Origin of the sequence: Pseudarthrobacter sp. NPDC055928 (assembly GCF_042270935.1) — a bacterium.
GTDB lineage: Bacteria > Actinomycetota > Actinomycetes > Actinomycetales > Micrococcaceae > Arthrobacter.
The window spans coordinates 382872-406942 of the sequence record NZ_JBHJZH010000001.1 but is presented as its reverse complement, the minus strand read 5'-3'; the positions used below and the strand labels follow the sequence as shown (position 1 = coordinate 406942).

Here is a 24071-nt window from a genome sequence, read left to right as displayed (position 1 = left end):
ATGCCTGTTGTCCGCCAGACCGCCGCCGAATCGGCGCAGGCCACCGGCCGCCGTCGTCCGTCCTTCCACACCCTCACCGTGGCGGAGGTGCGCCGGCTCACCGAAGACGCCATCGAGGTCACCTTCGGAGTACCCCAAGAGCTCGCCGGCCAGTTCGACTACCTGCCCGGCCAGTACGTGGCCCTGCGCACTACGCTCCCGGATGAGAACGGCGAGCCGCATGAGGTGCGCCGCAGCTACTCCATCTGCGCCGAGCCGCGCAGCTTCGAGGACGGCAGCAGCGAGATCCGCGTGGCCGTCAAGAAGGACCTGGGCGGCCTGTTTTCCACGTGGGCCAACGCGGAACTGAAGGCCGGCGACACCCTGGAGGTCATGAGCCCCATGGGCGCGTTTGTGTCCAAGCACGGGCGGGATGGCAAACCGGTGGACCAGAACGTCATGAATTCCATGAACCATCCGGAAGATCTGGCTGGGGAAACTGCCTCCATTGGGGGAGGCAGTTTTGTGGCCATTGCGGCCGGATCCGGCATCACCCCGGTTATCGCCATCGCCCGTACGCTGCTGGCCGCGAACTCGGAGACCCGGTTCGACTTGATCTACGCCAACAAGGCCGCCATGGACGTGATGTTCCTGGAGGAACTCGCGGACCTGAAGGATAAGTACCCTCAGCGGCTGGCCATCCACCACGTGCTGTCCCGCGAGCAGCGCATCGCACCACTGCTGTCCGGCAGGATCGACGCCGAGAAGCTCCAGCAGCTCCTCGGCACCGCCATCCACGCGGACGACGTTGACGAGTGGTTCCTGTGCGGGCCGTTCGAACTGGTGCAGCTGTGCCGGGATACCCTGGCCGAGCGCGGCGTGAAGCCCGAGCATGTCCGGTTCGAGCTGTTCACGTCCGGGAAGCCGGACCGGCCGGAGGGCCACGCCGGCCGTCCCGTGGTGGTGGACGAGTCCAAGGAAACGTACAAGATCACGTTCAAGCTGGACGGGCTGCAGGGCGAGGTGGCCAGCCCCACGCACGCCCGGGAGTCCATCCTGAACGCCGCCCTGCGGGTCCGCCCCGATGTGCCGTTCGCGTGCGCCGGGGGAGTGTGCGGCACGTGCCGGGCCAAGGTGGTCACCGGCAGCGTCACCATGGACGAGAACTACGCGCTGGAGCAGGATGAACTGGACAAGGGGTACGTGCTGACCTGCCAGTCTCACCCCACCACCAAGGAAGTCACCGTCGACTTCGACGTCTAAACACTAACGATTGAGTCCGGGGCCACGCCCGCAGGGTTCCCTGGCCGAGCTTGCGAGGATAGGGTGCGGGTGGGGACCCGGACGAACCAAGGAGCCCCATGATTTCCCTCTCCATCAGCAACGGCGTCGCCGAGGTAGTGCTGGATGCGCCGAACAAGCTGAACTCGCTGGACGAGCAGGCGCTCAAAGAGCTGGGCAAGGCGTACGACGACGCCGCTGCCGCCGCCTCACGCGGTGAGGTCCGGGCGCTGCTCCTCAGGGGAGAGGGCCGGGCCTTCTGTGCGGGCCGGGATATATCGGGCGTATCGCCGGAGAGCGACGACGCGGCCGCCTACCTGGCCGGGCTGGTGCAGCCACTCCTCAAGAAGATGGCCGGCTTCCCGGCGCCGACGTTCGCTGCGGCGCACGGAGCGTGCCTGGGGGTGGGGTTGGGCCTGCTGCTGGCCACCGACGTGGTGTATGTGGCCGAGAACGCGAAATTCGGATCGCCGTTCGCCAAACTGGGCGCCACCTTGGATTCCGGCGGTCATTGGTACTTCACCGAGCGGCTGGGCATGCACCGGACGCTGGACCTGATTTACACAGCGGAGCTGATGAGCGGCGCCGACGCCGTGGCCCAGGGTCTCTTCAGCCGGGCCATGCCGGCAGATGAACTCTTGGACAACACGCGGGCAATTGTGGCGAAGGTGGCGGTTGGCGCCACCGGCGCCTTCAAGGCAAGCAAGGAACTGGTGGCCCACATCAGGGACCAGCGGCTGGGCCTGTGGGAGGCCATGGAAGAGGAAAATGCCGAGCAGGCACGGCTCTGTAAAACCGACGATTATGCTGAAGGTTTCAGGGCATTTCAGGAGAAACGAAACCCAGAGTTTACGGGCTAGCGGCGGTTGAGTCTGTCGGAATCAGCTGGTGGAAACCCGCTGTGATCCTTTCCCTCGATTGCCAGGATTGGTCATGATTTGTAGGGTTCACCTATGACTACGGGGAAATCAGTAACCAAAGCCGTCATTCCTGCTGCCGGATTGGGAACTCGGTTCCTGCCCGCCACGAAGGCAATGCCGAAGGAAATGCTTCCTGTCGTCGACAGGCCGGCCATTGAGTACGTCGTCGAGGAGGCTGTCGCCGCTGGCCTGACCGACCTGCTGATGATCACGGGGCGCAACAAACGGGCCCTCGAAGACCATTTTGATCGCGAGCCTGGCCTGGAGCGAGCCTTGGAGTTGAAGGGCGACAAGGAGCGCCTTGACGCCGTGCAGCACGCTTCGCAGTTGGGCCCTATACATTACGTCCGCCAGGGAGAAGCCAAAGGGTTGGGCCACGCTGTACTGTGCGCCAGCCAGCACGTGGGAAATGAGCCCTTCGCTGTGCTGCTGGGCGACGACCTGATCGACGAGGCCGACTGCCTGCTCACAACCATGATGGACGTGCAGCAAAAAACGGGCGGCTCCGTCATCGCGCTGATCGAGGTGGACCCCACCCAGATCAGCGCCTACGGTTGCGCGGATATCACGGCTATAGAGGGCGAGGACTACGTCCGCGTGAACAGCCTCGTGGAGAAGCCGGCAGCCGGCGAGGCGCCGTCCAACCTGGCCGTGATCGGCCGGTACGTGCTGCATCCGTCGGTGTTCGGCGTGCTGGAGAAGACCGAGCCCGGCCGAGGTGGAGAGATACAGCTCACGGACGCCTTGCAGACCCTGGCGGCCGGCGAAGGCGACGGCTCCGGAGTCTACGGTGTGGTGTTCAAGGGGCGCCGCTTCGACACAGGAGACAAGCTCAGCTACCTCAAGGCCGTCATCACGCTTGCCTCCGAGCGAGTGGAGTTCGGCGAGGACCTGAAAACCTGGATGAAGGGCTTCGTCAACTAACGGACGTTGTTGCTGCCTTCTACAGGCCCGCCGCTGAGCAAGCGGCGGGCCTGTGAACGTCTTCGGCCTGCCACGGCAAGCCATGCACCAATTAGGGCACCCACGGTGTTGGTGACAAGATCCTGTAGCGTGGCAGAACGGTCGGGGAGGAATAGGAGCTGGCCCAGTTCCATCAAGCCTGAAACGATCAGTCCGAATGCGCCGATTTGCCACCAGCGCTTGTCGGGAAAAGCCAGCGATGCAACGACGCCCAGCGGCACAAAGAGGATGAGATTCGCAGAAGCTTCTACGAATTTGTAGTTGAACCAGGTGGGAATTCCCTGGGCGTGGAGGAACCTCAGAAGAGTCGCCAGCTCACCTTGGATCGGCCGATCCACAGGACTCGGCCAAAATGCGACAAGACCCAGCGGCACCAGCATCGCCACAAGGATGGCACGCCATAGCCGCCTGTTTTCGAGGTGCCTCATGAAAACCTCCAGACGTTCTCAGATACGTCCCGAAGACCTGGCTAGGCGTCTGTTGGCAGAAAATGCGAGGTGCGTCAGTTTCCGTTCTGGAAATTGTTGGCTGCGATGTAGTCGCCCAGTTTGTCCTCGGCCAGAGCAGCGGAGATCTTCTGAATGGCGTTGGGGTCGGTGATCACGATCGACTGCCCGTCGGCTGACGTGCCCGTACCGCGGGTGGGTAGTGTAAACATCGACATGTCCTGGGGCCGGACGCCTTTGAGCTCTACGGCGAGGCTGCCGATAGCGCCAGCGTCGAGGGTTTTATCCACGGCCACGAACGGCGAAAAGACATTGACCAGGTTACTAACAGTCACCGGGTTGGACAGGGTTTCAGCGTTCATGGTCTTTGCAATGACACCTTTGATAAAGGCCTGCTGATTCCTTACGCGCTGGTAGTCGCCATCAGCAAAGGCGTGGCGTTCCCTGACAAATGCCAAGGCCTTCTCTCCGCTCAGCATATTTGGCCCAGCGGCATATGAGTACGTGCCCACGCTAAAGGCAACATTAGACGTCACGGGTACCCCGCCCAAAGCTTCGGTCAGCCCTTTAAAGCCTTCAAAGTTAACGGTTGCCACGTGATCGATCCGCTGGTTGAAGATAGATTCCACGGTTTGCACAACCAGGGGGACACCGCCCAAGGCAAGTGCCGCGTTGAGCTTCGCTTCGCCGTGTCCAGGGATTGCGACCCAGAGATCGCGCATCAAGGAGACGGAGTACACATTTTTGCGATCAGCCGGGATGTGGACCAGCATCATCACGTCGGAACGTTGGTCGGAGGGGGTTCCCCGCTCGGCGTCAATTTCGCTGACACCGAGGCTGTCGCTGCCCATGAGCAGGATGTTCATCGCAGACCTCCCGTTCACGGGCGTCTGCTTCTCTGGCCGTGTGCCGTCCTCCGGGAAAGCAGTCTCAATCTTCTCTGTGTTGGAGTTGTATGTCTGTGCCAAAGTGAACAGATAAGTACCCGCCGCCAGTGCCGCGACCAATACCAAAGACGCGACGCAGAGAAGTGCGTTGCGGACTTTCGCGCTCGCTTTTTTGCTTCGCGGCTCCGGTTCGCGTTTGTTAGTTTCGGTATCGAAGGTGAACGACATATGTTCCTTGAAGTTGAGGGTCGGCTTCTTGGATACTACCAACCGGGCTGACCACTGCGTGGCGTGCCCCACCTACACATTTTCTCTGAAATAGAAACTATTACGATGTTGGGACGAGTTGTGCTGGCACCTACTCGGTGGCGTTGGAATGTCTCAAGCTGGGTTCTCTTTAGCGTAAAATGAAGGTTCGTGTGAGCCGTAGGGGCTTTGCCGGGAGGGGACTAGCGCGTGAACAGTTTGGAATCAGCACCGCCCAACGAGAGTCCGGGGGGAATGGCTCTCAAGGATTATTTTCGCGTGGTGCGTATCCACTGGAAAGCTATCGTGGTTTCAACGGCGGTGGCCTGCATGCTTGCATACGGGTGGACGGTCCTGCAACCGAGAATTTATGCATCCGAGTCCAGCGGCATCGTGGTCGCGGGCGGATCCGAAAACTTGAGCCTGTCCTTAGCTGGTGACAGTCTAGCCAAGTCCAAGGCAAAGAACTACAAGTCCCTAGCGATGTCCCCGCTGGTTGCTGATCGAGTGATTGCCGATCTGAACCTGGATGTCACGCCCGCCGCATTGCTCAGCACAGTCACCGTGACCATCCCCGTCGATACAGCTGAGATCAAAGTCACAGCTGAGTCGACGGTGCCTGCGAACGCTCAGAAGATTGCTGACTCATGGCTTCAAGGTATAGCAGGGCAGGTCGACGACCTCGAGCGAACTCTTGCCAACGAATCGCTGCCTGGCAGTGGCCCGTCCATACGGATTGTGCCATTAGGGAAAGCACTCCTTCCGACCACACCAGTATCGCCAAACGTGAATGCCACGCTGATCATGGGTGTGTTGGCGGGACTTCTCATAGGCCTCGGATACGCCCTTTTGCGCAATCACCTTGATAGGCGCATAAGGCGTGCAGATGACATCGAGCGGTTGTTCGGAGTGCCAGTCATCGGGACACTCCCTGTGGATCATCGTCTGGACGGCAAGAGCACGGTCCTCGACGGGCGGGTCCTCGGCCCGGAGACAACAGGAAGGGGCAACCATGCTATTACCGAGGCGCTGCGAGAACTTCGGACAAATTTGCAATTCATCGACGTTGACAACCCTCCCCGAATCATAGTTGTCACGAGCTCCATTCCTTCAGAGGGAAAGTCCACCGTGACTGCCAACTTGGCTGCCATCTTGGCGGAGGCCGGCGAAAGGGTCATTGTCGTGGACGGAGACCTACGCCGTCCGACGGTCGTTAATATATTCAATCTGGTCCCCGGTGTGGGCGTCACAGATGTGCTCAGCGGACGCGCCGAATTGCAAGATGTACTTCAACGGTGGGGTCACTACCCCAATCTACGAATCATAGGTTCGGGACGAATTCCTCCGAACCCGAGTGAATTGCTTGGATCCGAAGCAATGCATAGCATGCTCCGAACTTTGGCCCAGGACGCCATGGTCATTATTGACGCCCCGCCATTGCTGCCTGTCACGGACGCAGCTGTACTGTCGCGAATAGCTGACGGAGCTATTGTGGTCGTACGTGCGGGCACGACTACGCAGGATGAGCTCGGCAAGGCAATCGACAACCTGCGGCGTGTAAAAGGCCACATCTACGGGGCTGTGCTGAATCGAGTCCCGACTTCCGGTGCTAACGCGTACAGCTACTACGGATCATACGTGTCGTCCGATGCAACTGAACTTCCCGTTCAGCTAACCGAGTTCGACCGGTTGCTTACTGACTCTAAGGGAACGGCCGAGGCTAGGACGTTTCAGCCGTCCCGCACCAGGCGCTCGACAAGATGAATGGCGGCGATCCGCCGTCGGGACACTTCCTGCCGAATCCAACTCGTTTCGTTGGCCCGCACATGCGTCTGCTGCCAATGGAGGGTCAAGTCTGCAATCAGTCTGCGGGTAATGAGACAAGTGCCTGCGCGTCAGGCACTGCCGAATGCGACGAGCCACGAATCTTCTGAGCCGAACGTGGCCCCGATCATGTTTTAATGGATGCTGTCTCCGCGGCAAATTGGTCTCAACTGTGGGCTTGTACCAATCAAAGCCCTTGCCGCGACGACATAATTAGGGGGAAAAGTGGGGAACTCATCGCGTCAAATGCCGCAGATGGTCTTTCGTTGGCGTGAATATTTACTCGACAGTGCCGTGTGGACCATTGCTCTGCCTGCCGCAAGTGTTATGCGCCTCGATTTTAATATTGCGCTGATCAATTTTAAGGCGACGGCTTTAGCAGTTTTGGTCGCTGTCGTGTTTCAGGCTATATTCGGTTGGTTTCTGGCTCTCTATCGTTACCGCCATCCTTATGGATCGCGACACGAAGCGCACAATTTGATGCTGGTTGTTGTGTCGGTAGGTGTCGTGCTCACGGTGAGTCGGTGGCTCTCGCCCGCCTCTGAAGAATTCCCAAGGAGCGTCCCGCCCATTGCAATGCTTGTGGCGTTCATCCTTATGGCCGGAATCCGAATGCTTCACCGTGTTCGAAAGGAGCGGGGAATGAGGCCCGGGGATGAGGCGATGCCTGCCCTTGTGTACGGAGCAGGTCAATTGGGACAACACGTCGTCCAACTCATGCTCCGAGACCGATATTCTCCGTATAGGCCGGTAGGGCTCATCGACGACGATCCTCGCAAGAGCGGCTTTCGTTTGGACGGCATTCCCGTGCGGGGCAACTGTGACAACCTGACGGATGTTGCTGTCGAAACCGGAGCGGAAACCCTAATTTTCGCCATAGCCCGAGCTGAGGCCGAACTCATCCGAAAGGTTTCTGACGCTGCGGATTTGGCCGGCTTGCGGCTCCTCATTTTGCCCCAGCTGTCGGACATACTGGAAGGTAAGGCGAGGCTTGGCGACCTTCGCGATGTTTCTATTGAGGACCTTATCGGGCGTCGTCCTGTCGACACAGAATTTGAATCAATTGCCTCTTTTGTAACAGGTAAGCGTGTCTTGGTGACAGGCGCAGGGGGATCGATCGGTTCGGAGCTATGCCGACAGCTCGTAACGTTCTCTCCGACTGAAATCATCATGCTCGATCGGGACGAGACAGGCCTCCAAGGAGCTCAGATCTCAATTTCCGGCCACGGTTTGCTGGACTCCAAGGAGGTAGTGCTCGCGGACATTCGTGACGCCGCGACTCTGGAAAGCTTGTTTCTAGCCAGAAGGCCCGAGGTTGTATTTCATGCAGCCGCCCTCAAACACCTGCCTATGTTGGAGCAGTATCCGGATGAGGCTTGGCAAACAAACGTCCTAGGCACGGTCAACGTTCTCTCGGCGGCGCGGGCCGCCGGTGTAGAAACATTCGTCAATATCTCCACCGATAAAGCGGCCAACCCCACGAGCGTTCTGGGATTCTCTAAGCGGCTCGGTGAGCGCCTAACGGCCTGGTTCGCGCAGGACACGGGGAGGAGCTACTTGTCTGTGCGCTTTGGCAATGTGATTGGTAGCAGAGGATCTATGTTGCCGACCTTCACCGCGCAGATCGATGGCGGAGGCCCAGTGACTCTTACTCATCCAGACGTGACACGCTACTTCATGACGATTCCCGAGGCCTGTCAGCTTGTGGTTCAGGCTGGCGCTATCGGTGGCCCCGGCGAAGTATTGATTCTCGATATGGGCGAACCGGTCAAAATCTTGGATATTGCCGAACGGATGATCGCTCGATCAGGACGAAAGATCGAAATTGTGATCACAGGGCTTCGTCCCGGCGAAAAGTTACACGAGGAACTTGTTGGCAGAGGTGAGCACGACGACCGACCCATTCACCCGATGATTAGCCACACCGGAGTTCCTCCACTAGCCCCGGATGCGTTGAGCGTTCAGGCCTGGGATAACGGCAATCTGACCCTTGTTGCAGAAACTGATGGCACTGCCAGGAACGGGGCTCGTTTTGAGTAACCGAATTTACATGTCATCGCCAGATGTGGGCGAACTTGAAGAGCAGTTTGTTTTGGGCGCACTCAGGTCGGGGTGGGTGGCTCCTCTGGGGCCAGATGTAGACGCGTTTGAAGAAGAAATGGCAGCTCGCGTTGGAGTTGATCATGCTGTTGCCCTAAGCTCCGGGACTGCCGCACTCCATCTTGCCTTGCTCAGTCACGGCATTGGTGACGGCGATATTGTTCTGACATCCAGCATGACCTTCGCTGCCACTGCGAATGCAATTCGCTACACAGGTGCTCAACCCTATTTTATTGACTCTGACGCGTCCGGAAATATTAGCGTTGATTTGTTGGAGAAAGCTTCAGCCCAACTCGCTGACTCCGGCCGTCCGGCTAGGGCTATTGTTCCCGTCGATTTACTGGGTAAGGTCTGTGATTTCGACGGGATCAACCGCGTGGCCGAGAAATACGGTTTGTTTGTTATCGCTGATGCCGCCGAGTCTTTGGGAGCAAGCCGCGATGGAAAAGCAGCAGCATCTTTCGGCAACGCGGCTATCGTTTCATTCAATGGCAATAAGATCATGACAACATCCGGTGGCGGTATGCTGCTTACTGATAGCGAGGACGTTGCGAAGAACGTGCGATACCTTGCAACTCAGGCGCGTCAGCCCGTGGCCCACTATGAACATGTGGATATCGGCTATAACTATCGCATGAGTAATCTGTTGGCTGCGCTCGGCCGAGCTCAACTCCTTCGGCTTGAGGCCATGATCGAGAAACGACGGAAGCACAGAGCTGCATATCGGGCCTTTTTCCAAGACTTCCCAGGAGTCGAACTGTTTGGCGGCGGCAATGATCACGAAGATAATTGCTGGCTGACCTCGATCGTCGTTGATCCAGTAACCGCGGGGTTCACATCCACGCAGCTTGCTGACTTCTTGTCCGTAGCTGATATCGAGGCGAGGCCTCTTTGGAAACCCATGCACCTGCAGCCGGTCTTCGACAGGGCAGAACGCATGGTTGATGGCACATCCGAAGAATTCTTTCGCAATGGTCTAACGCTCCCTTCGGGTTCAGCCTTGGCGGATTCTCAGGTAGATCGAATATTTGATCGGCTTTCTTCTTTCCTTGTGAAGGCCAGGTAAAAATTTGCGGACCAGAAGTTATGACTCTTGGAAGCGAGCCGTCGACGTTTGTGTGGCAGGTGCCGGGCTTATTTTCCTTAGCCCCCTGATTCTCGCAATATCTGTGGCCGTCGCAGCCAAGATGGGCCGGCCGGTATTTTTTACACAAGACCGCCCGGGGCGCCACGGTCGAGTATTCCTACTAAAGAAGTTCCGAACCATGGTCGAGTCGGATGAAAGTCGGGGTCTCGTTAGTGACGAGCAACGGCTGACAGACTTTGGAAGGTTTCTTAGATCCACAAGTTTGGACGAACTTCCCAGCCTGCTCAATGTTCTCAAAGGCGATATGAGCCTAATCGGTCCCCGACCACTCCTCGTGCAGTATCTGGGCAGATACTCCTCTCAGCAGGCCAGGAGGCACGAGGTGCGGCCCGGGATAACCGGATTAGCACAAGTCCGGGGACGTAATGTGCTGTCGTGGGAGGAGAAGTTTGACTTCGACATCGAATATGTAGAGAGCCGAAGCGCATTGCTTGACTTTAAGATAGTTTGCTGGACTTTTGCAACAGTGTTGCGGCGGGACGGAATCTCTTCTGAGCAGCACGCAACAATGCCGGAATTCATGGGTACGGTTGCTGATCGGGAGGTCTCGGAGTGAAGATGGGAATGCTGACTCAATGGTTTGCGCCCGAACAGTTCTCGCTCCCAAATAGTCTGTCTGAACAATCGGTCCTGGCTGGTGACGATGTGCGGGTGCTTACGGGATTTCCCAGTTATCCATTCGGCAAGATCTATGACGGATATTCTCAGGAGAGTTCCTTTCGTGAGAACATCGCTGGTGCTGAGGTCTATCGAGTTAGTTCATTTCTCAGCCATGACGCCAATGCGAAAAATCGTATGCGGACCTTTCTTTCCTTTGCCGTTGCGAGTATACGGCGGGCTCATGTGTTGGCAGATATGGACGTGATCTACGTTTATGCAACGCCAATGACTGCTTCGATGGCGGCCTGGTGGCTCAGAAAGTGGAAGGGCGTGCCGTATGTCCTCCACATCCAGGATCTTTGGCCGGAATCCGTCACGAGCTCGGGGATGTTGGCTAGGGGATTGATATCCTCGTTGGTAGGTTCGACTCTTTCGTCCGTACTTCGGCCGATCTATTCTGCAGCCTCTCACATCGTTGTCATTTCTCCGAGTATGAAAGAGGCTCTCGTCGGTCGGAAAGTCGACGCAGGCAAGATCACCACGATCTTGAATTGGGACCCGAGCTTTGCAGAAGAAGTCAGTGAAGGCGGCTCGCCCTCGAAGACGACGAGAGTCCGTTTCGTCTATGCGGGGAATTTGGGTGTGATGCAGGACGTGGAAACTATTCTCCGTGCCGCAGAATTACTTCGAGATTCTCCCGAGATTGAGATCCACATCTATGGGTCGGGCGTCCTGGAGGCGTCATTGCAAAAGTTTTCGACTGATCACAAACTTCCAAATGTCATTTTTCACGGGAGGGTAACCAAAGCTGAGATGTATAGCGTCTATGCGGCATCCGAGTTTCACCTGGTGACACTGAAGGACGACCCGTTGTTCCGAATGACCATCCCATCGAAGTTCCAGGCGGCCATGGCGCACGGCATTCCAGTAGTCAGCACTGTCCAAGGTGATCTCGAAGAAATCTGCGCTGAGGCCGGTGTCGGCTGGACCGCGCTGCCCGAGAACCCAGTTTCGCTTGCCGCGACGATGAGAACGGCGGCGGCGATCGATGTCGCGGACAGGAAAGCGATGGCGGTACGCTGTCGCGACCTACACAGAAACAAGTTTTCACCAGATAACGGCATCGCGGCAGTCAGACGGATCTTAAGAGATGTAGCGTCATTAAATGGGAGGAACGTCTGTTGAGTTCAGCATACGCAGGCAAGAAGATTGTCATCACTGGCGGCACTGGTTCGTTCGGCCACACCGTTGCCGAGAAGTTGTTGGCCACGGGCGTCGAGCAAATTCGCATTCTGAGTCGCGATGAGGCCAAACAAGACGCCATGCGTCATGAGCTTCCGGATCCTCGTCTGAAGTTCTACGTAGGGGACGTCCGTGATTTCGACAGCGTGGACCGGGCCATGAAAAATGCCGATTATGTATTCCATGCCGCGGCTTTGAAACAAGTTCCGTCGTGTGAATTCTTTCCTATGGAAGCTGTCCGAACTAATATCATGGGCAGTGAGAATGTAGTTCGAGCCGCCGAGAAGAACGGAATCTCCTCCGTTGTCTGCTTGAGTACAGACAAGGCCGTATACCCGGTAAATGCTATGGGGATGAGCAAAGCCATGATGGAAAAGATTGCCCAATCTCATGGGTTGAACAACCCTCAAGCAGACACAATCGTTTCGTGCGTTCGATATGGGAATGTGATGTATTCGCGTGGCTCTGTCATTCCTCTATTTATTAGCCAGCTAAAGGCCGGTAAATCGCTCACGGTTACAAATCCAGCCATGACTCGTTTTCTGATGTCTCTGGCTGATTCAGTCAGTCTGGTTGAATTCGCGTTCGCGAATGCCAGACAGGGTGATTTGTTCGTGAAGAAAGCTGCGGCATCTACGATTGCAGACCTCGCTCAGGCTGTGGCCAACCTGTTTGAGGCAAAGTCCGAAGTAAACGTGATTGGCACCCGACATGCAGAGAAATTGTCCGAGGCGCTGGCCACTCGCGAGGAACTGACTCGTGCTCAGGATATGGGAGACTACTTCAAAGTACCTGCCGATAATCGAGATCTGAACTACAGCCTCTATTTCGAATCCGGCGACATAAATCAGTCGAATTATGGCGACTATGACTCTCACACGGTGGAGCAGATGACAGTCCCAGAGATTGAGAATCTCTTACTGACGTTGCCCGAGATCCGCCGCGAACTGGCCTCTGCCGGCAAGACCGCGAGATTAGTCGAGGCGCAGTGAGGGTCACACTTACAGGAAGCGGTGGCTTTCTCGGGTTTCACGTTCGCTGCCTTGTCCATAGCTTGGGGGGTGACGTCGCCGCGGTCAGACTTGGGGACTCGTTCCGTCCTGAGCTAGCGACCGCGGCCACGTCGGGTGGGGATCGATTTGTCCACCTTGCCGGCATCAATCGAGGCACCGAGCACGAAGTGCATACGGGCAACGTACTCCTGGCCCAGCAAGTGGCGTCGTCGCTACGGTCAGCTGCTTCGCCACCGGCGGCGGTTGTTTTCGCGAACTCTATCCAAGCGGGGAACGGCTCTGTGTACGGAGCGGCAAAGGCTGAAGCCAGCGAGATCCTGCGGCGTGCAGCCGATGACGTGGGCGCGGAATTTAAGGATGTCCTCCTGCCAAACCTGTTTGGAGAACACGGAAAACCGTTTTATAACTCGGTAGTCGCAACTTTTTGTCACCTGATACAAAGCGGCCAGAGGCCAGAGGTAATGGAAGACCGCGAGCTGGAGCTTCTTCATGCTCAAAACGCGGCTGACTTGTTGCTCGGAAGGCTGAAAGCCGAGGACTTGTACAAATTTACAGCCCGAATGACCGTCTCCACTTTACTGACTCAGCTCCAACAGATTTCGGAGTTGTACCGTTCTGGTGACATCCCGAGCTTGAGTTCGGACTTTGATGTGGAGTTATTCAATACCTATCGCTCCTTCCGGACCGGAGATGAGCTTCCTTTTGTCTTGGATCGAAGAGCCGACGCACGAGGGAGCTTCTTTGAAGTATGCCGGTCGCACGGCGGAGACGGACAAACGTCATTTTCAACGACAATGCCTGGAATAAGCAGAGGTGATCATTACCATCGCCGCAAGGTGGAGAGGTTTGTGGTCTTGGCTGGGCAAGCCGAAATTTCGATGCGGCGCTTGTTTAGTGATCAAGTTCTGAGATTCAGCGTTTCTGGAGATTCTCCCGTGGCTATTGATATGCCAACGCTATGGAGCCACAACATCACAAATACCGGTGATATGGATCTATACACCATGTTTTGGACTAATGAAATTTTTGATCCGTCAAACCCTGACACATTTTCAGAGGAAGTTTAGAACATCATGACGATGAGGCTCAAGGTGGCAACGGTAGTGGGTACGCGGCCGGAGATAATCCGCCTCGCGGCAACTATCAAACGGCTCGACAAGTACACGGACCACGTCCTGGTTCACACGGGCCAGAACTACGATTACGAGCTTAACGATGTCTTTTTCGAAGACCTTGGGCTGCGCAAGCCTGATCATTTTCTCGCCGCAGACGTTTCGTCGTTGGGGGCAGTTCTGGGATCCATTCTGACGAAGGTGGAGGCGGTGCTCCTCCAAGAAAAACCGGACGCCATGGTGGTCTTAGGAGACACGAACAGCTGTATCTCGGCGGTTATGGCTCGCCGTCTTAAAATTCCTGTCTTCCACATGGAAGCGGGCAACAGGTGTTTTGACGAGAACGTGCCGGAGGAAGTGAATCGCCGGCTGGTGGATCACGTGGCGGATTACAACTTGGTCTACACAGAGCATGCTAGGCGGAATTTGCTGGCCGAAGGCATTCACCCTTCGAGAATTCTGCTCACAGGTTCGCCGATGCGCGAGGTCTTGGCCGCGAACGCCGATGCCATCGACGCGAGCGATGTTTTGGTTCGGCAAGGGCTGACGACTCGGCGGTACATCATGGTGAGTCTCCACCGTGAAGAAAACGTTGACAGCCCGGAGCGTCTGCGTACCGTCTTCGAGGCATTGAACGCGGTGGGCGCCCGGTATCAGGTACCTATCCTTCTTTCCACACACCCAAGGACGCGAAAAAAGTTGGAAGAGCAGCCTCCAGATATCAAGGGTGGAGTCATTCTGCATGTGCCTTTTGGCTTCAACGACTACGTGAAGCTACAGCGTGAGGCGCTGATCGTGCTGTCTGACAGCGGCACCATTAGCGAAGAATCTTCGCTCTTGGGATTTTCGGCGGTGACATTGAGGGACTTTATTGAGCGACCCGAGTCGATTGACACGGGCGGCATTATCACAGCGGGACTAACCAAAGACAGCATCCTGGATGCCGTAGCCATGACTTTGCAGCAGAACGCCGAGGAGGGCTTTGTCGCTCCTCCGGCGGACTACATTATTTCAGATACGTCTCGGCGTGTGGTCAATTTTATCCGCTCCACCGCGCACAGCCACGCGCAGAGAACGGGCATACGGCAAATTGTGCCCACACGTACGCCGAACGTTGCCATTGATTAGTTAATTAGATGATGAAAAAAGATATCCAACAAGAAGCTAGGAAAAAGTTGTGAAGAAAGCATTGGTTACGGGATCTACTGGCCAAGATGGAAGCTACCTGATTGAGCTGCTCTTAGCTAAAGGATACGAAGTCCATGGAACGAAGCGCCGCTCATCCTCGTTCAATACCTCGCGTCTGGAAAATCTGAGTAGGGAACTCGGATCTAGGCCGGACAATCTGTTCCTCCATTATGCCGACCTTGCCGATGCTGGGTCGCTAACCAACCTAGTTCGGGATGTTCAGCCGGATGAAATCTACAACTTGGGTGCCCAAAGCCACGTCGCTGTTTCATTCGATGTTCCTGAATACACTGCCGACGTAACCGGAGTGGCGACGATTCGTCTGCTGGAAGCGATTCGTGCAAGCGGGTTGGAGACTCGTTTTTATCAGGCTTCTTCGTCAGAAATGTTTGGTTCTACCCCACCTCCGCAAAATGAAGAAACCCCGTTTCATCCGCGCAGTCCATATGGCGCCGCCAAAGTCTACAGCTACTGGGCGGCCGTAAACTACCGTGAAGCCTACGGAATTCATGCTTCAAATGGGATTCTGTTCAATCACGAGAGCCACCGCCGCGGTGAAACTTTTGTCACGCGAAAAATCACCAGGGCCGTCGCACGTATCGTGGAGGGCCTACAGAGCGAGTTAATCCTCGGCAACATGGACGCCGTTCGCGACTGGGGGTATGCACCGGAATACGTAGAAGCGATGTGGATGATGGTGCAGCAGGAGACCGCCGATGACTACGTGATTGCAACAGGCGAAGCGCACTCTGTACGCGAATTCGTTGAAGCCGCATTCGCGCGGGTCAATCTCGACTGGGAAAAATATGTCCGAACAGACGCTCGCTACGAACGTCCCAGCGAAGTAGATGCACTAATCGGAGACCCTTCCAAAGCTGCGCGCGTCCTAGGCTGGAAACCGAAGACTACGTTTACGGAGCTTGTAAACCTTATGGTTGACGAGGACTTGCAAAGCGTCCGCGATGAAAGGTCTGGAAAGCTTGTCCGCATCGACATCTAGGCCCGGCATAGGCCCCAGCTACGATGGTCAGCCCGGGGGGAATCGTCCCTTGGACGTGGATTTAACAGGAATTGCGCCGGCGAGCGGCGGTGGTGTCGAGAGCGTAGCAGTTGGCGTCGTTCAGGGGCTATTTGAGTTGGGGCTCAGACCTCGCTGCCTGGTGTCAGTTGGCACAGCCGGGAGTTGGGCGAAACAATTTCCCGGTTCCGTTCCGGACTTCATGGAAGTTGCCTCGATATTTCGAGCTGAAAGCGTTTGGCAGACGGCACTTCGGAGAGTACTCCCCACTCGTTGGAAAACATCGAACATGGTCGGGTTGGTTCGGAGGTTGAGGGCGCGTTCTACGGAACGCCTACTGCGATCAGGCGCTACATGGTTTCCATTTCACCGTGCAATTGCACGTGCGCAGACTGCGGTTGTCACCGTGCATGACCTACGAGTGTTCGAGGCCGGTCTGGCATCAGAGATGGATCAGTCGATCATTAGGGAAAATGTATCAAGAGCGAAGGCAGTAATTTGTAGTTGGGCCCATCCATACGAGCACCTTATAAGGCTGTTCCCCGATGCGGAAGAGAAAGTATTTAGGATAGCCCTTCCCGTACTAAACTGTGGTCCCGCTGTAAAGGCGCATGAACTATCTTCGGGACCGATCATGCTTTTTCTCCCAGCTTCGGTCACGCCGCATAAGAACCACGAACTAGTCTTGAGGGCAATGGCAGAACGCGAACAACTTCACCTGACATGTACAGGGCTGGAAGTCGAGCCGTTCGCCAGTGAGCTTAAACAGGTCGCGGCGGATCTTGGCGTTGCCGACCGTGTAACTTGGCTCGGTTATGTGGACACCGCTGCTTTGGAGGGCGAATACCAGAAAGCGGACATTCTTGTGATGCCCAGCCGATGGGAGGCCGCCAGTGGCCCAATTTTTGAAGCAATAGTTCGTGAACTTCCGTTTGTAGCAAGTTCTATCCCACCAATCAAGTCACAGCTAGTCGATCTCAATCTAAACGCACCCACGTTTGATTGTGACAGCGTTCCGGAGATTCTCGTTGCTCTAGATGAAGTCATAGGCAACTACGCCCAGTATCGCAATGAACTCAGGGGGCCAGCCAGGTTCCTTCGATCGCGAACATGGAAAGATACGGCTGAAGAGTATCTTCAGGTTTTTGATTGGGCCAGTGGGCATGCGCGTAAGCCAGAGTATCTACAGAAGAAGGTTAAGAAGTGATTCCGATGTCTCGCCCCAGTATTACCGACCTGGAGCGGAAGTACCTTCTGGATGCATTCGACAGTGGGTGGATATCTTCTCTCGGTGATTACGTCGTCCGCGCCGAAGATCAACTCACGACCATTGCAAGTTCCGCACACGCGGCGGTTGTGAGCAACGGAACTGCTGCCCTCCATCTTGCCCTTCTGGGGCTCGACATTGGACCCGGCGACGAGGTCATCATTCCATCGACTACGTACGTCGCGACGCTGAACGCGGTTCTCTACGTCGGTGCGCTACCTGTGATTGTCGATGTGGACCCCATAACATGGTGCATTGATTCAGAGGCCGTGCGCGAAGCACTCACAACTAATACCCGTGCGGTCATTGCTGTAGATCTGTACGGCCATCCGGCGGATTACGTTTTACTGAAAGAGCTCTGTGGGCAAGCAGGAGTGCTTCTTATTGCAGATGCTGCGGAGTCCATCGGGGGGAGTCTCCACGGCATGCCGGTAGGAGTCCTAGCTGACGTATCCACGTTTTCTTTTTTCGGAAACAAGGTAGTCACCAGCGGTGAAGGCGGGGCGATTGTCACTGAGGACGCCGAACTTGATCGCCGAGTGCGAAAACTGAGAAATCAGGGTAACCATGAAAACCGTCGATACTTCCACGACGTCCTCGGTTATAACTATCGTATGACGAATCTAGCCGCCGCTATTCTTTGCGCGCAGTTGGAGCGCATCCCTGATCTGTTGAGTGCTCGCCAGCGTGTCGTGGATCACTATGACAGATTATTCGAGGGCAGCCCCGCGTTGACGCCGCAGGGGAGGGCTCCGGGCGCGTCAGCTAGCCCCTGGATGTACTCCGTTCAGGTTGAGGGTGCAGCTGCGGCGCAACGGGATGAAATCATGTTGAAATTAAGGACTGAGGGCATAGAAACACGCCCTGTCTTTAATACAGTGCAGTCGATGCCGTATTTGACAGATTTCCGAGCACACCCCACTCCTATTGCCCATAACTTGGCGAAGTCCGGACTGAGTCTTCCAACCTTCCCCGCCATGAAGCCGGACGAAGTTGAGTATGTCGCGTCGAGTCTACTCAGAGCTTGTGCACTGTGATCGAATGACACGTCCATTTATCCAATCGGCTCCAGCTGAAAGTGGGTCCTCTCAAGGCAGCTCACTGCAGGCCTTGGTGATACGCCAGGATCTGGCAGGTTGAAGAGCATGATTGGTAATCGACGAGCTTTGGCGGCAGTTGTTGTCGATGGACTTTTTGCGATATCAAGTTTGGTTCTTTCTGTTTCAATCGCTAGGTCAAGCACGGTTGCCGAGTTCGGCTCGTTTGCGTTCGCAATGACTGTATATCTTTTAGCCAATGGAATGATCCGCGCCACGGTCACGGAGACCACACTTTCAACTAAGCCGAGCCGCGTAGCCCTTCACGACGGATTTCAGAGAGCCGTCTTCATCTCCTTAGCGACGTCTTTCATTCTATTGACGGTTGGTGCCATGTGGTCAATGCCGTTTATAGCCGTGCTCGGACTTTGCTTGCCGGGAATAGTTGCGCTTGACTTTGTGCGACTGACAAATGCGCTTATTAATAGTTCCGGCATTGCATTAACCCTTGGATTAGTCTGGTCGGGGGCAGTTTTGGTCCTCGGGCTAGCCCTTCTCTTCATTCCGGTCCCAGCGATTTCTGCATTTTCTTTTTGGGCAGCAATGGGTGCCCTTATGGGAATCGTAGCGGCGCTCCACAGTAGATTCTCTTTTATTCCGAAATGGCGACGCGACGTCAAAGGGACTCGGAACGCGATTTGGTTCGGCGCGGACTATATGGTCGGCAGTGGAGGGTCGCTACTTACGACAACTCTCCTCGGCGGAATCTTTGGGCCCACCATATTAGCGGCTTTGAGGGGGGCAGCTACCATTCTCGGCCCAGCCAATTTGCTTTCAACCACAACTCGGTCATTGAGTCTTCCGTATCTCAGCAGAGCTCGCCAAGTGGGACCAATGCACGAGTTGAGGAGTGCTATTTTCGGGGCGGCGGCAACCATGTCGTTGGTCGCCCCCCTTCTCGTCGTAGTGGTTCTCATTCCTCCGACAATCGGTGCCGCACTGCTGGGCCAAACCTGGACGTTGGCCAGCCAAATTTTGCTACCCCTCTCGCTTGAGTCGCTGCTGGCACTAGGCGGCAGCGTGGCGGCTGCCGGGCATAGATCGAGGCAAGTGGGTTCCCGTTCGTTTTTTCTACGCTTGTCTACCGCGATCGTGAGACCAATAGTAGTGATCTACTTCGCAGCTCAGAGCGGGATTCAGGGCGCTGCGTGGGCGATGGCAGGCCTGGCCATGGTGAATCTTATCGTCTGGTGGGCGAGTTATTGCATAGTGTGCCGAAGAGTTTCATGAAGTTCCACAGACCGGAGTTTGAAGCTTTTTTCGAATAGCGACTCGGGCTGATGATAACTGGACCGTCACGATAAGTTAGGTTCATTTAGCGACCCATCCAGTATTTGAGTCGCCAGATTCCTTAACGTAAAACGACGAGCGAACACCTCCGTCTGACCGCATCCAGGTGGAGCCGCGAACGGCGGTGACAACACCCTCGGGCGATCCTCTGCCTTGGAGTTGCTGGGGAAAGTTCCGGCCTCCAATTATGGTTGAATTTGGCGGTAGAAGAACTTTGGCAGTGGCTGATGTTGGTGTTGGATTGCAGTTGATGAGTGTGATATTGGAACCCGTCATTGCAACATTGAAATCATAGACGCCTGGGGCCAGTGTTGATCCACGCCTCCCGCAACCGATAAACGTAAGATCGCGGGGTGCGAGTCCTGACGAATTTGAAATAAATCTGAATAGATCTGCCGAATAGGGTACGGTGGAATCTTCATCCGTAGCATTTATTAGGGTCCAGTTGAAGGCCGCAGCTGCGTGAATCATGCCGCCTGGATTTTGCTCTCCTAGAAGATTAATGAACGTCCAATCGGTTAAGAATGTTTGTGCAAGCGAGGATTCAAAATAGAAGAATGGCGTGAGTCTGTTGTTGCTACCGTTTATTCTTACTTGCTCAAATAGGTTGAAATTAGCAGCGCCCTTTGTGCTTCGAATATGGAATGCGGTTACTGTTGCCTCTGTGGTTCGCTGCATTTCTACATCCACGAATGTATTATGGATGAATGAGGCACCATTATCCTGGAACCAGATCCGCCGATTAGGTATTTGTTGACTAATGAACATGCTGCGGAATGTTGACGCATGAATGCCACCCGTTGGGCCGGGGGCAAATATGTCCCCGCCGCCACCCCCAACATTAAGATACATGGAATTCATTTCGACGCCGCTCACTTCATTATTCCAGCTGAACATCGGGCGCATGGATGAGTTGGCTATCGTAACCTGCGTCTTCAGTCTTCCTGCCCCTGAAATCTTGAGGTTCGAGACGAGCGGAAGATTGCCAGCGTTGGGTCCCTTCATGTTCCAGTAACCAGCGGGCAACCTGATTTCAGGATTGGCTGCCATTGCTGCTTTGGACCACAACGCGGCTATCGCGGTTGTGTTATCTGATGTTAGTACTGGCGTTACGGCGCCAAATTGGTAGGGAGTGAGAGGTGCTTCACGAACCTGAAGCAGTCTTTGGCCACGATCTGTTAGGCCCGCCGTAAAATCGGTATCCACGCTAGGGCGGGCAAATGTGGCAGAAAGGTCGGGAAGCTGAACGGCGGGGATCTTCGACTGATTGTCAAGTGTTGCGACGCCGGATGCCACACCCTTTTCTGCGATGGGAACGTATAGGTTGGGTGTATTTTCCACCCGGGCGGCGGCGTTGGCTTGATCAGGACTGATGGCTGAAATCAAGGAAGCGCCCGTAATGCTAGTAATAAGACTGCCAAGTCCGAAAAGCTTGCGTCGCTTAACTGGTTTGCCCAGCGCGGTATCCAAATCCTGTTGGAGGTCGTTCCAGTGGGTCATGGCTGCACCTTGTGTGCAGGAGATACCAACGCGCGTCTTCTGTCAAGGGGACCTGTGAAGCGTCGACTCCGAGACCGCGATGGGAGTCGAGGCGTTGTTTTGGATTTGCTGCGACTTTGCATTTCAACGCTCCGAGTTCATCAATTGCCGTGGATAGACGGTAGATCTTCTGGAATGGCAGCGACCACAGTGGCGGCTACGCGTTTTAGCGCATTTGAATACTTGGCCGGGTACGGAAGTACGCACTTCCTGAGAAGAACCTCCCACTTGCTATGTTCCTGCGGTCCGAGCGGGGCGGTGGTGTGAGGTGCCTGGTCCCGGGCTTTATGGGGAAACTCCCAGATTGGCGCCTGGACAAGAGAACTCGTGTCAATGGCCATTACATACTGCCCGCGGGCGGCCGATGATGTGCCCGCTGGTGGCCAGTAAAACTGCACGGTGATGGCCAACAGATCTGCCCACTGATGGATTCGGCGGGGTTGGCCAATCTTGGGGTGGTTAGTTCAGTTGGGTGACTCCTTTTCCGGCGAGGGGCCTGGGTGAGGCGGACGGAATCGCCGTTGGTCTGGCAAGCGTGGGCGTGGCGCAGGAGCCGGTCAGCAGTGGCCGCGGCCAGGGTTTTTGGGCATGAGCTCGTCGAAGCCGGCCGGGGTGCAGGTTGGAACTGATCGGGACGGATCGTTTTTCGTAGGATGTACTGCTTTGCCCCGGGAGGCGAGCATGGCCCGGGCCTGGCCAGCGGGTTCCTCGATGAAGAGGACTTGCCAGCAATTTTGGCCAGCGTGACGGCGTCGGCCATTTCACGTTCATCCGTTCTGTTCTGGCCGCGGCGGCTTCGATCAGCCAGGTCCGGGCGCCGTCGCCGATGGCGAAGAACGCTGGCTCGTCCGCGCTGCGTGCCCTGACCTCATAGTCGCCGGCGATCTTTGCCCGGGTTCCGGGGAAGTGGTCATCGTTGAGCGCGGGGCTGCCGGGCCGTACCCGGTCGTGGCGGGCCACTTCGACCTGACCGCCGGTGCCGTGGTGGATGATGATGACCTGCTCGTCCGGTCCAGTGCCGTGGGTGCGGACGAAACTCCTGTACCCCGAGCAGATGGCTCGGGACCGCGTACTGGCCGTTTTCAAAGGTGAGCATCGGGGGTGTTCCCCGGAACCGTCCGGGCCAGGCTGAACGCGACCGTGTGGGCGGTGTCCGGGGTCCGGTGCAGTCTGGGGGTTCTCGGCGAGCATCGCCGCGGGGTGCGCCCGCGTCGCCCGGTGCTCACGGAGCGTCGCCAGCGCGCGGGGCAGCATTCGGTAGCCCAGGCCTTGTCGGCTACGCGGCGTCTGTAGCGGTTGAGCTGTTGGGACAGGTTCTGCCGGGCCTCGTTCTTGGCCGGTTGCCCCAAGAGACCAGATGGAATTGATCAACTGCGACAGCGGTGCGTGGTAGCCACATCCGCGACGCTTTCTCAAGCGCTGCCGAAGGATGGATCGCACCGGACTGCACTCTCAGCCGGGGGGGGTGCCTCTATGGTTTTCGTCAAGCCGCTGAGGGCAGGTTTCGTGGTTCGGGGTCTTGGTAGAGGGTTCCGTCTCGGAGCATGGCGAAGAGGACGTCTGAGCGTCGGCGTGCGAGGGCGATGAGCGCTTGGTTGTGTCGTTTGCCCTCGGCTCGTTTCCGGTCGTAGTAGGCCCGCGACGGCGGGTGGTGGAGGGCTGCGAAGGCGGAGAGGAACAGGGCGCGTTTGAGTTTCTTGTTCCCGCGCCTGCTGGTGTGCTCGCCCCGTATGGATGTCCCGGAGCGGCGCGTGACGGGTGCGATGCCGGCGTAGGAGGCCAGGTGGGCGGCGCTGGCGAAGTGTTTGCCGGTCACTTCGGTGAGGATGCGGGCGCAGGTCCTGACTCCGATGCCTGGCATCGAGGTCAGGACCTTGTGAAGAGGGTGGGCCTCCACGAGGGCTTCGACCTGGGCGGCGATGTCGTCGCGCTGGTGGCGCAGGGCCAGCAGCTGTTCGGCCAGTTTCGGCAACACGACCCCTGCGGCGCTGGTGCCCACGACCACTACGGTCTGTTCTCCGAGGGCAGAGAAGATTGCGTCCGTGAGGCGTTCTGCGGCGCGGGGTGCGCGTTTCTTCAAACGGGCTCTGATGTGTCCGCGGCCGGCGGTCTTCAGTGCCGCAGGTGTGGAATACCGGGTCAGCAGGTCGGCCACCGCCGGGTGATCCAGGTGCGGGCCCAGTGCCCGCTCCAGGGCCGGGTGGATCTGGGTCAGCAGCCCGCGGATCCGGTTCGATGTGGCCGTGATCTGGGCCGCGAGGTCGTCGTCAAAGCCGCAGAGAACGGCGAGTTCGGCCAGCGTCTCATCATCCACGGCGATGGATCGCAGTGTGTGAGGCATGGACCGGGCGGCCTCAGCGATGATCGCCGCGTCCCTGGCGTCGGTCTTGGCCTGGCCCGGGTGCAGGTCCGCGATCCTGCGCATCGCCAGACCCGGAAGGTAGCCAACTGCTGCACCGGATGCCTGGGCAGCCGCGACAGGCAGCGCTCCGATCGTCGCCGGCTGATCCACGACGAGCAGGATCTTCCCGTGCGCGGACAAGGAATCCAGGATCTCCCGCAGCCGGGCTTCGTCGTTGGGCAGTGCCTTGTCGAAGAGCTTCTTCCCCGTGCGGTTCACGGCTACGGCATGGTGGCCGGATTTCCCGACGTCCAAACCGATGAATACGTCTATGTCCTGCTGATCCAGAATCACCGCCACACCCGCTCCCTTGTTCGCGCGTCACAGTCCTGTGCTGGCTGGTCAACGGCGGCAGGTGTCGGCATCCACGTTACGAAGGACCCGTCGTCGTGCCTCTATCAGCGATCAACTGCCGCCAGGCCGGACCCGGTGACAACACCCCCCGGATCATGAACGACTGGGGGCAGAAACCATGCCGGGACCGACCGGCCAACACACCCTCATCCTGCAA

Annotated in this window: 19 protein-coding genes; 14 read left to right on the top strand and 5 right to left on the bottom strand. The window is 56.9% G+C overall.

Going from position 1 to position 24071, the window contains the following annotated elements; all coding sequences use genetic code 11:
• The 3 genes from paaE to galU all read left to right on the top strand — a co-directional run bounded on the left by paaE (nt 1) and on the right by galU (nt 3104).
• Nucleotides 1-1242 (top strand): 1,2-phenylacetyl-CoA epoxidase subunit PaaE, encoded by a 1242-nt coding sequence (gene paaE / locus ACFC25_RS01950; RefSeq protein WP_376043683.1) that lies wholly within the window; start codon nt 1-3, stop codon nt 1240-1242.
• Nucleotides 1243-1340: 98 nt separating this feature from the next.
• Nucleotides 1341-2120 carry an enoyl-CoA hydratase/isomerase family protein gene (locus ACFC25_RS01945; RefSeq protein WP_376043680.1) on the top strand — a complete coding sequence of 260 codons (780 nt, stop codon included), beginning with the start codon at nt 1341-1343 and terminating at the stop codon, nt 2118-2120.
• Between the two features lie 93 nt (nt 2121-2213).
• The gene (gene galU / locus ACFC25_RS01940; RefSeq protein WP_376043678.1) at nt 2214-3104 is read left to right on the top strand and encodes a UTP--glucose-1-phosphate uridylyltransferase GalU; all 891 of its coding nucleotides are present in this window, start codon (nt 2214-2216) and stop codon (nt 3102-3104) included.
• Here the strand turns inward: galU and ACFC25_RS01935 are convergent.
• Nucleotides 3101-3523, bottom strand: coding sequence for a VanZ family protein (locus ACFC25_RS01935; RefSeq protein WP_376043675.1), 423 nt, complete (start codon nt 3521-3523; stop codon nt 3101-3103). The two genes, galU and ACFC25_RS01935, sit on opposite strands and share 4 nt — an antisense overlap.
• A gap of 122 nt (nt 3524-3645) precedes the next feature.
• Nucleotides 3646-4776 carry an LCP family protein gene (locus ACFC25_RS01930; RefSeq protein ID WP_376043672.1) on the bottom strand — a complete coding sequence of 377 codons (1131 nt, stop codon included), beginning with the start codon at nt 4774-4776 and terminating at the stop codon, nt 3646-3648.
• Nucleotides 4777-4977: 201 nt separating this feature from the next.
• Between ACFC25_RS01930 and ACFC25_RS01925 the strand changes: the two genes are divergently transcribed.
• The 11 genes from ACFC25_RS01925 to ACFC25_RS01875 all read left to right on the top strand — a co-directional run bounded on the left by ACFC25_RS01925 (nt 4978) and on the right by ACFC25_RS01875 (nt 18270).
• Nucleotides 4978-6486 (top strand): polysaccharide biosynthesis tyrosine autokinase, encoded by a 1509-nt coding sequence (locus ACFC25_RS01925; protein ID WP_376043670.1) that lies wholly within the window; start codon nt 4978-4980, stop codon nt 6484-6486.
• A 315-nt stretch (nt 6487-6801) separates the two neighbouring features.
• Nucleotides 6802-8586 (top strand): polysaccharide biosynthesis protein, encoded by a 1785-nt coding sequence (locus ACFC25_RS01920; protein WP_376043667.1) that lies wholly within the window; start codon nt 6802-6804, stop codon nt 8584-8586.
• A gap of 10 nt (nt 8587-8596) precedes the next feature.
• The gene (locus ACFC25_RS01915; protein WP_376043665.1) at nt 8597-9712 is read left to right on the top strand and encodes a DegT/DnrJ/EryC1/StrS family aminotransferase; all 1116 of its coding nucleotides are present in this window, start codon (nt 8597-8599) and stop codon (nt 9710-9712) included.
• Between the two features lie 52 nt (nt 9713-9764).
• Nucleotides 9765-10349, top strand: coding sequence for a sugar transferase (locus ACFC25_RS01910; RefSeq protein ID WP_376043663.1), 585 nt, complete (start codon nt 9765-9767; stop codon nt 10347-10349).
• 2 nt (nt 10350-10351) lie between these two features.
• On the top strand, nt 10352-11578 hold the full coding sequence (locus tag ACFC25_RS01905; RefSeq protein ID WP_376043661.1) for a glycosyltransferase family 4 protein: 1227 nt from the start codon (nt 10352-10354) through the stop codon (nt 11576-11578).
• Entirely contained in the window at nt 11575-12627 is a 1053-nt protein-coding gene (locus tag ACFC25_RS01900) for an SDR family NAD(P)-dependent oxidoreductase (RefSeq protein WP_376043658.1), read from the top strand. Before ACFC25_RS01905 ends, ACFC25_RS01900 begins: the two co-directional genes overlap by 4 nt.
• Before the next feature lie 302 nt (nt 12628-12929).
• A complete protein-coding gene (locus ACFC25_RS01895; RefSeq protein WP_376043655.1) occupies nt 12930-13715 on the top strand; it encodes an NAD-dependent epimerase/dehydratase family protein in 786 nt (261 codons plus the stop codon).
• A gap of 6 nt (nt 13716-13721) precedes the next feature.
• On the top strand, nt 13722-14888 hold the full coding sequence (gene wecB, locus ACFC25_RS01890; protein ID WP_376043653.1) for a non-hydrolyzing UDP-N-acetylglucosamine 2-epimerase: 1167 nt from the start codon (nt 13722-13724) through the stop codon (nt 14886-14888).
• A 49-nt stretch (nt 14889-14937) separates the two neighbouring features.
• Nucleotides 14938-15948 (top strand): GDP-mannose 4,6-dehydratase, encoded by a 1011-nt coding sequence (gene gmd, locus ACFC25_RS01885; RefSeq protein WP_376043651.1) that lies wholly within the window; start codon nt 14938-14940, stop codon nt 15946-15948.
• Nucleotides 15911-17173 carry a glycosyltransferase gene (locus ACFC25_RS01880; protein ID WP_376043649.1) on the top strand — a complete coding sequence of 421 codons (1263 nt, stop codon included), beginning with the start codon at nt 15911-15913 and terminating at the stop codon, nt 17171-17173. Before gmd ends, ACFC25_RS01880 begins: the two co-directional genes overlap by 38 nt.
• 5 nt (nt 17174-17178) lie before the next feature.
• A complete protein-coding gene (locus ACFC25_RS01875) occupies nt 17179-18270 on the top strand; it encodes a DegT/DnrJ/EryC1/StrS family aminotransferase (RefSeq protein WP_376043971.1) in 1092 nt (363 codons plus the stop codon).
• A 1371-nt stretch (nt 18271-19641) separates the two neighbouring features.
• Here the strand turns inward: ACFC25_RS01875 and ACFC25_RS01870 are convergent.
• The 3 genes from ACFC25_RS01870 to ACFC25_RS01860 all read right to left on the bottom strand — a co-directional run bounded on the left by ACFC25_RS01870 (nt 19642) and on the right by ACFC25_RS01860 (nt 23851).
• Complete coding sequence (locus tag ACFC25_RS01870) at nt 19642-21120, bottom strand: hypothetical protein (protein ID WP_376043647.1); 1479 nt, start codon at nt 21118-21120, stop codon at nt 19642-19644.
• A gap of 498 nt (nt 21121-21618) precedes the next feature.
• Nucleotides 21619-22245 carry a hypothetical protein gene (locus ACFC25_RS01865; RefSeq protein ID WP_376043646.1) on the bottom strand — a complete coding sequence of 209 codons (627 nt, stop codon included), beginning with the start codon at nt 22243-22245 and terminating at the stop codon, nt 21619-21621.
• Nucleotides 22246-22642: 397 nt separating this feature from the next.
• Nucleotides 22643-23851: an IS110 family transposase gene (locus ACFC25_RS01860; protein WP_376043970.1), complete on the bottom strand. Its 1209-nt coding sequence runs from the start codon at nt 23849-23851 to the stop codon at nt 22643-22645.
• Between the last annotated feature and the right edge of the window lie 220 nt (nt 23852-24071).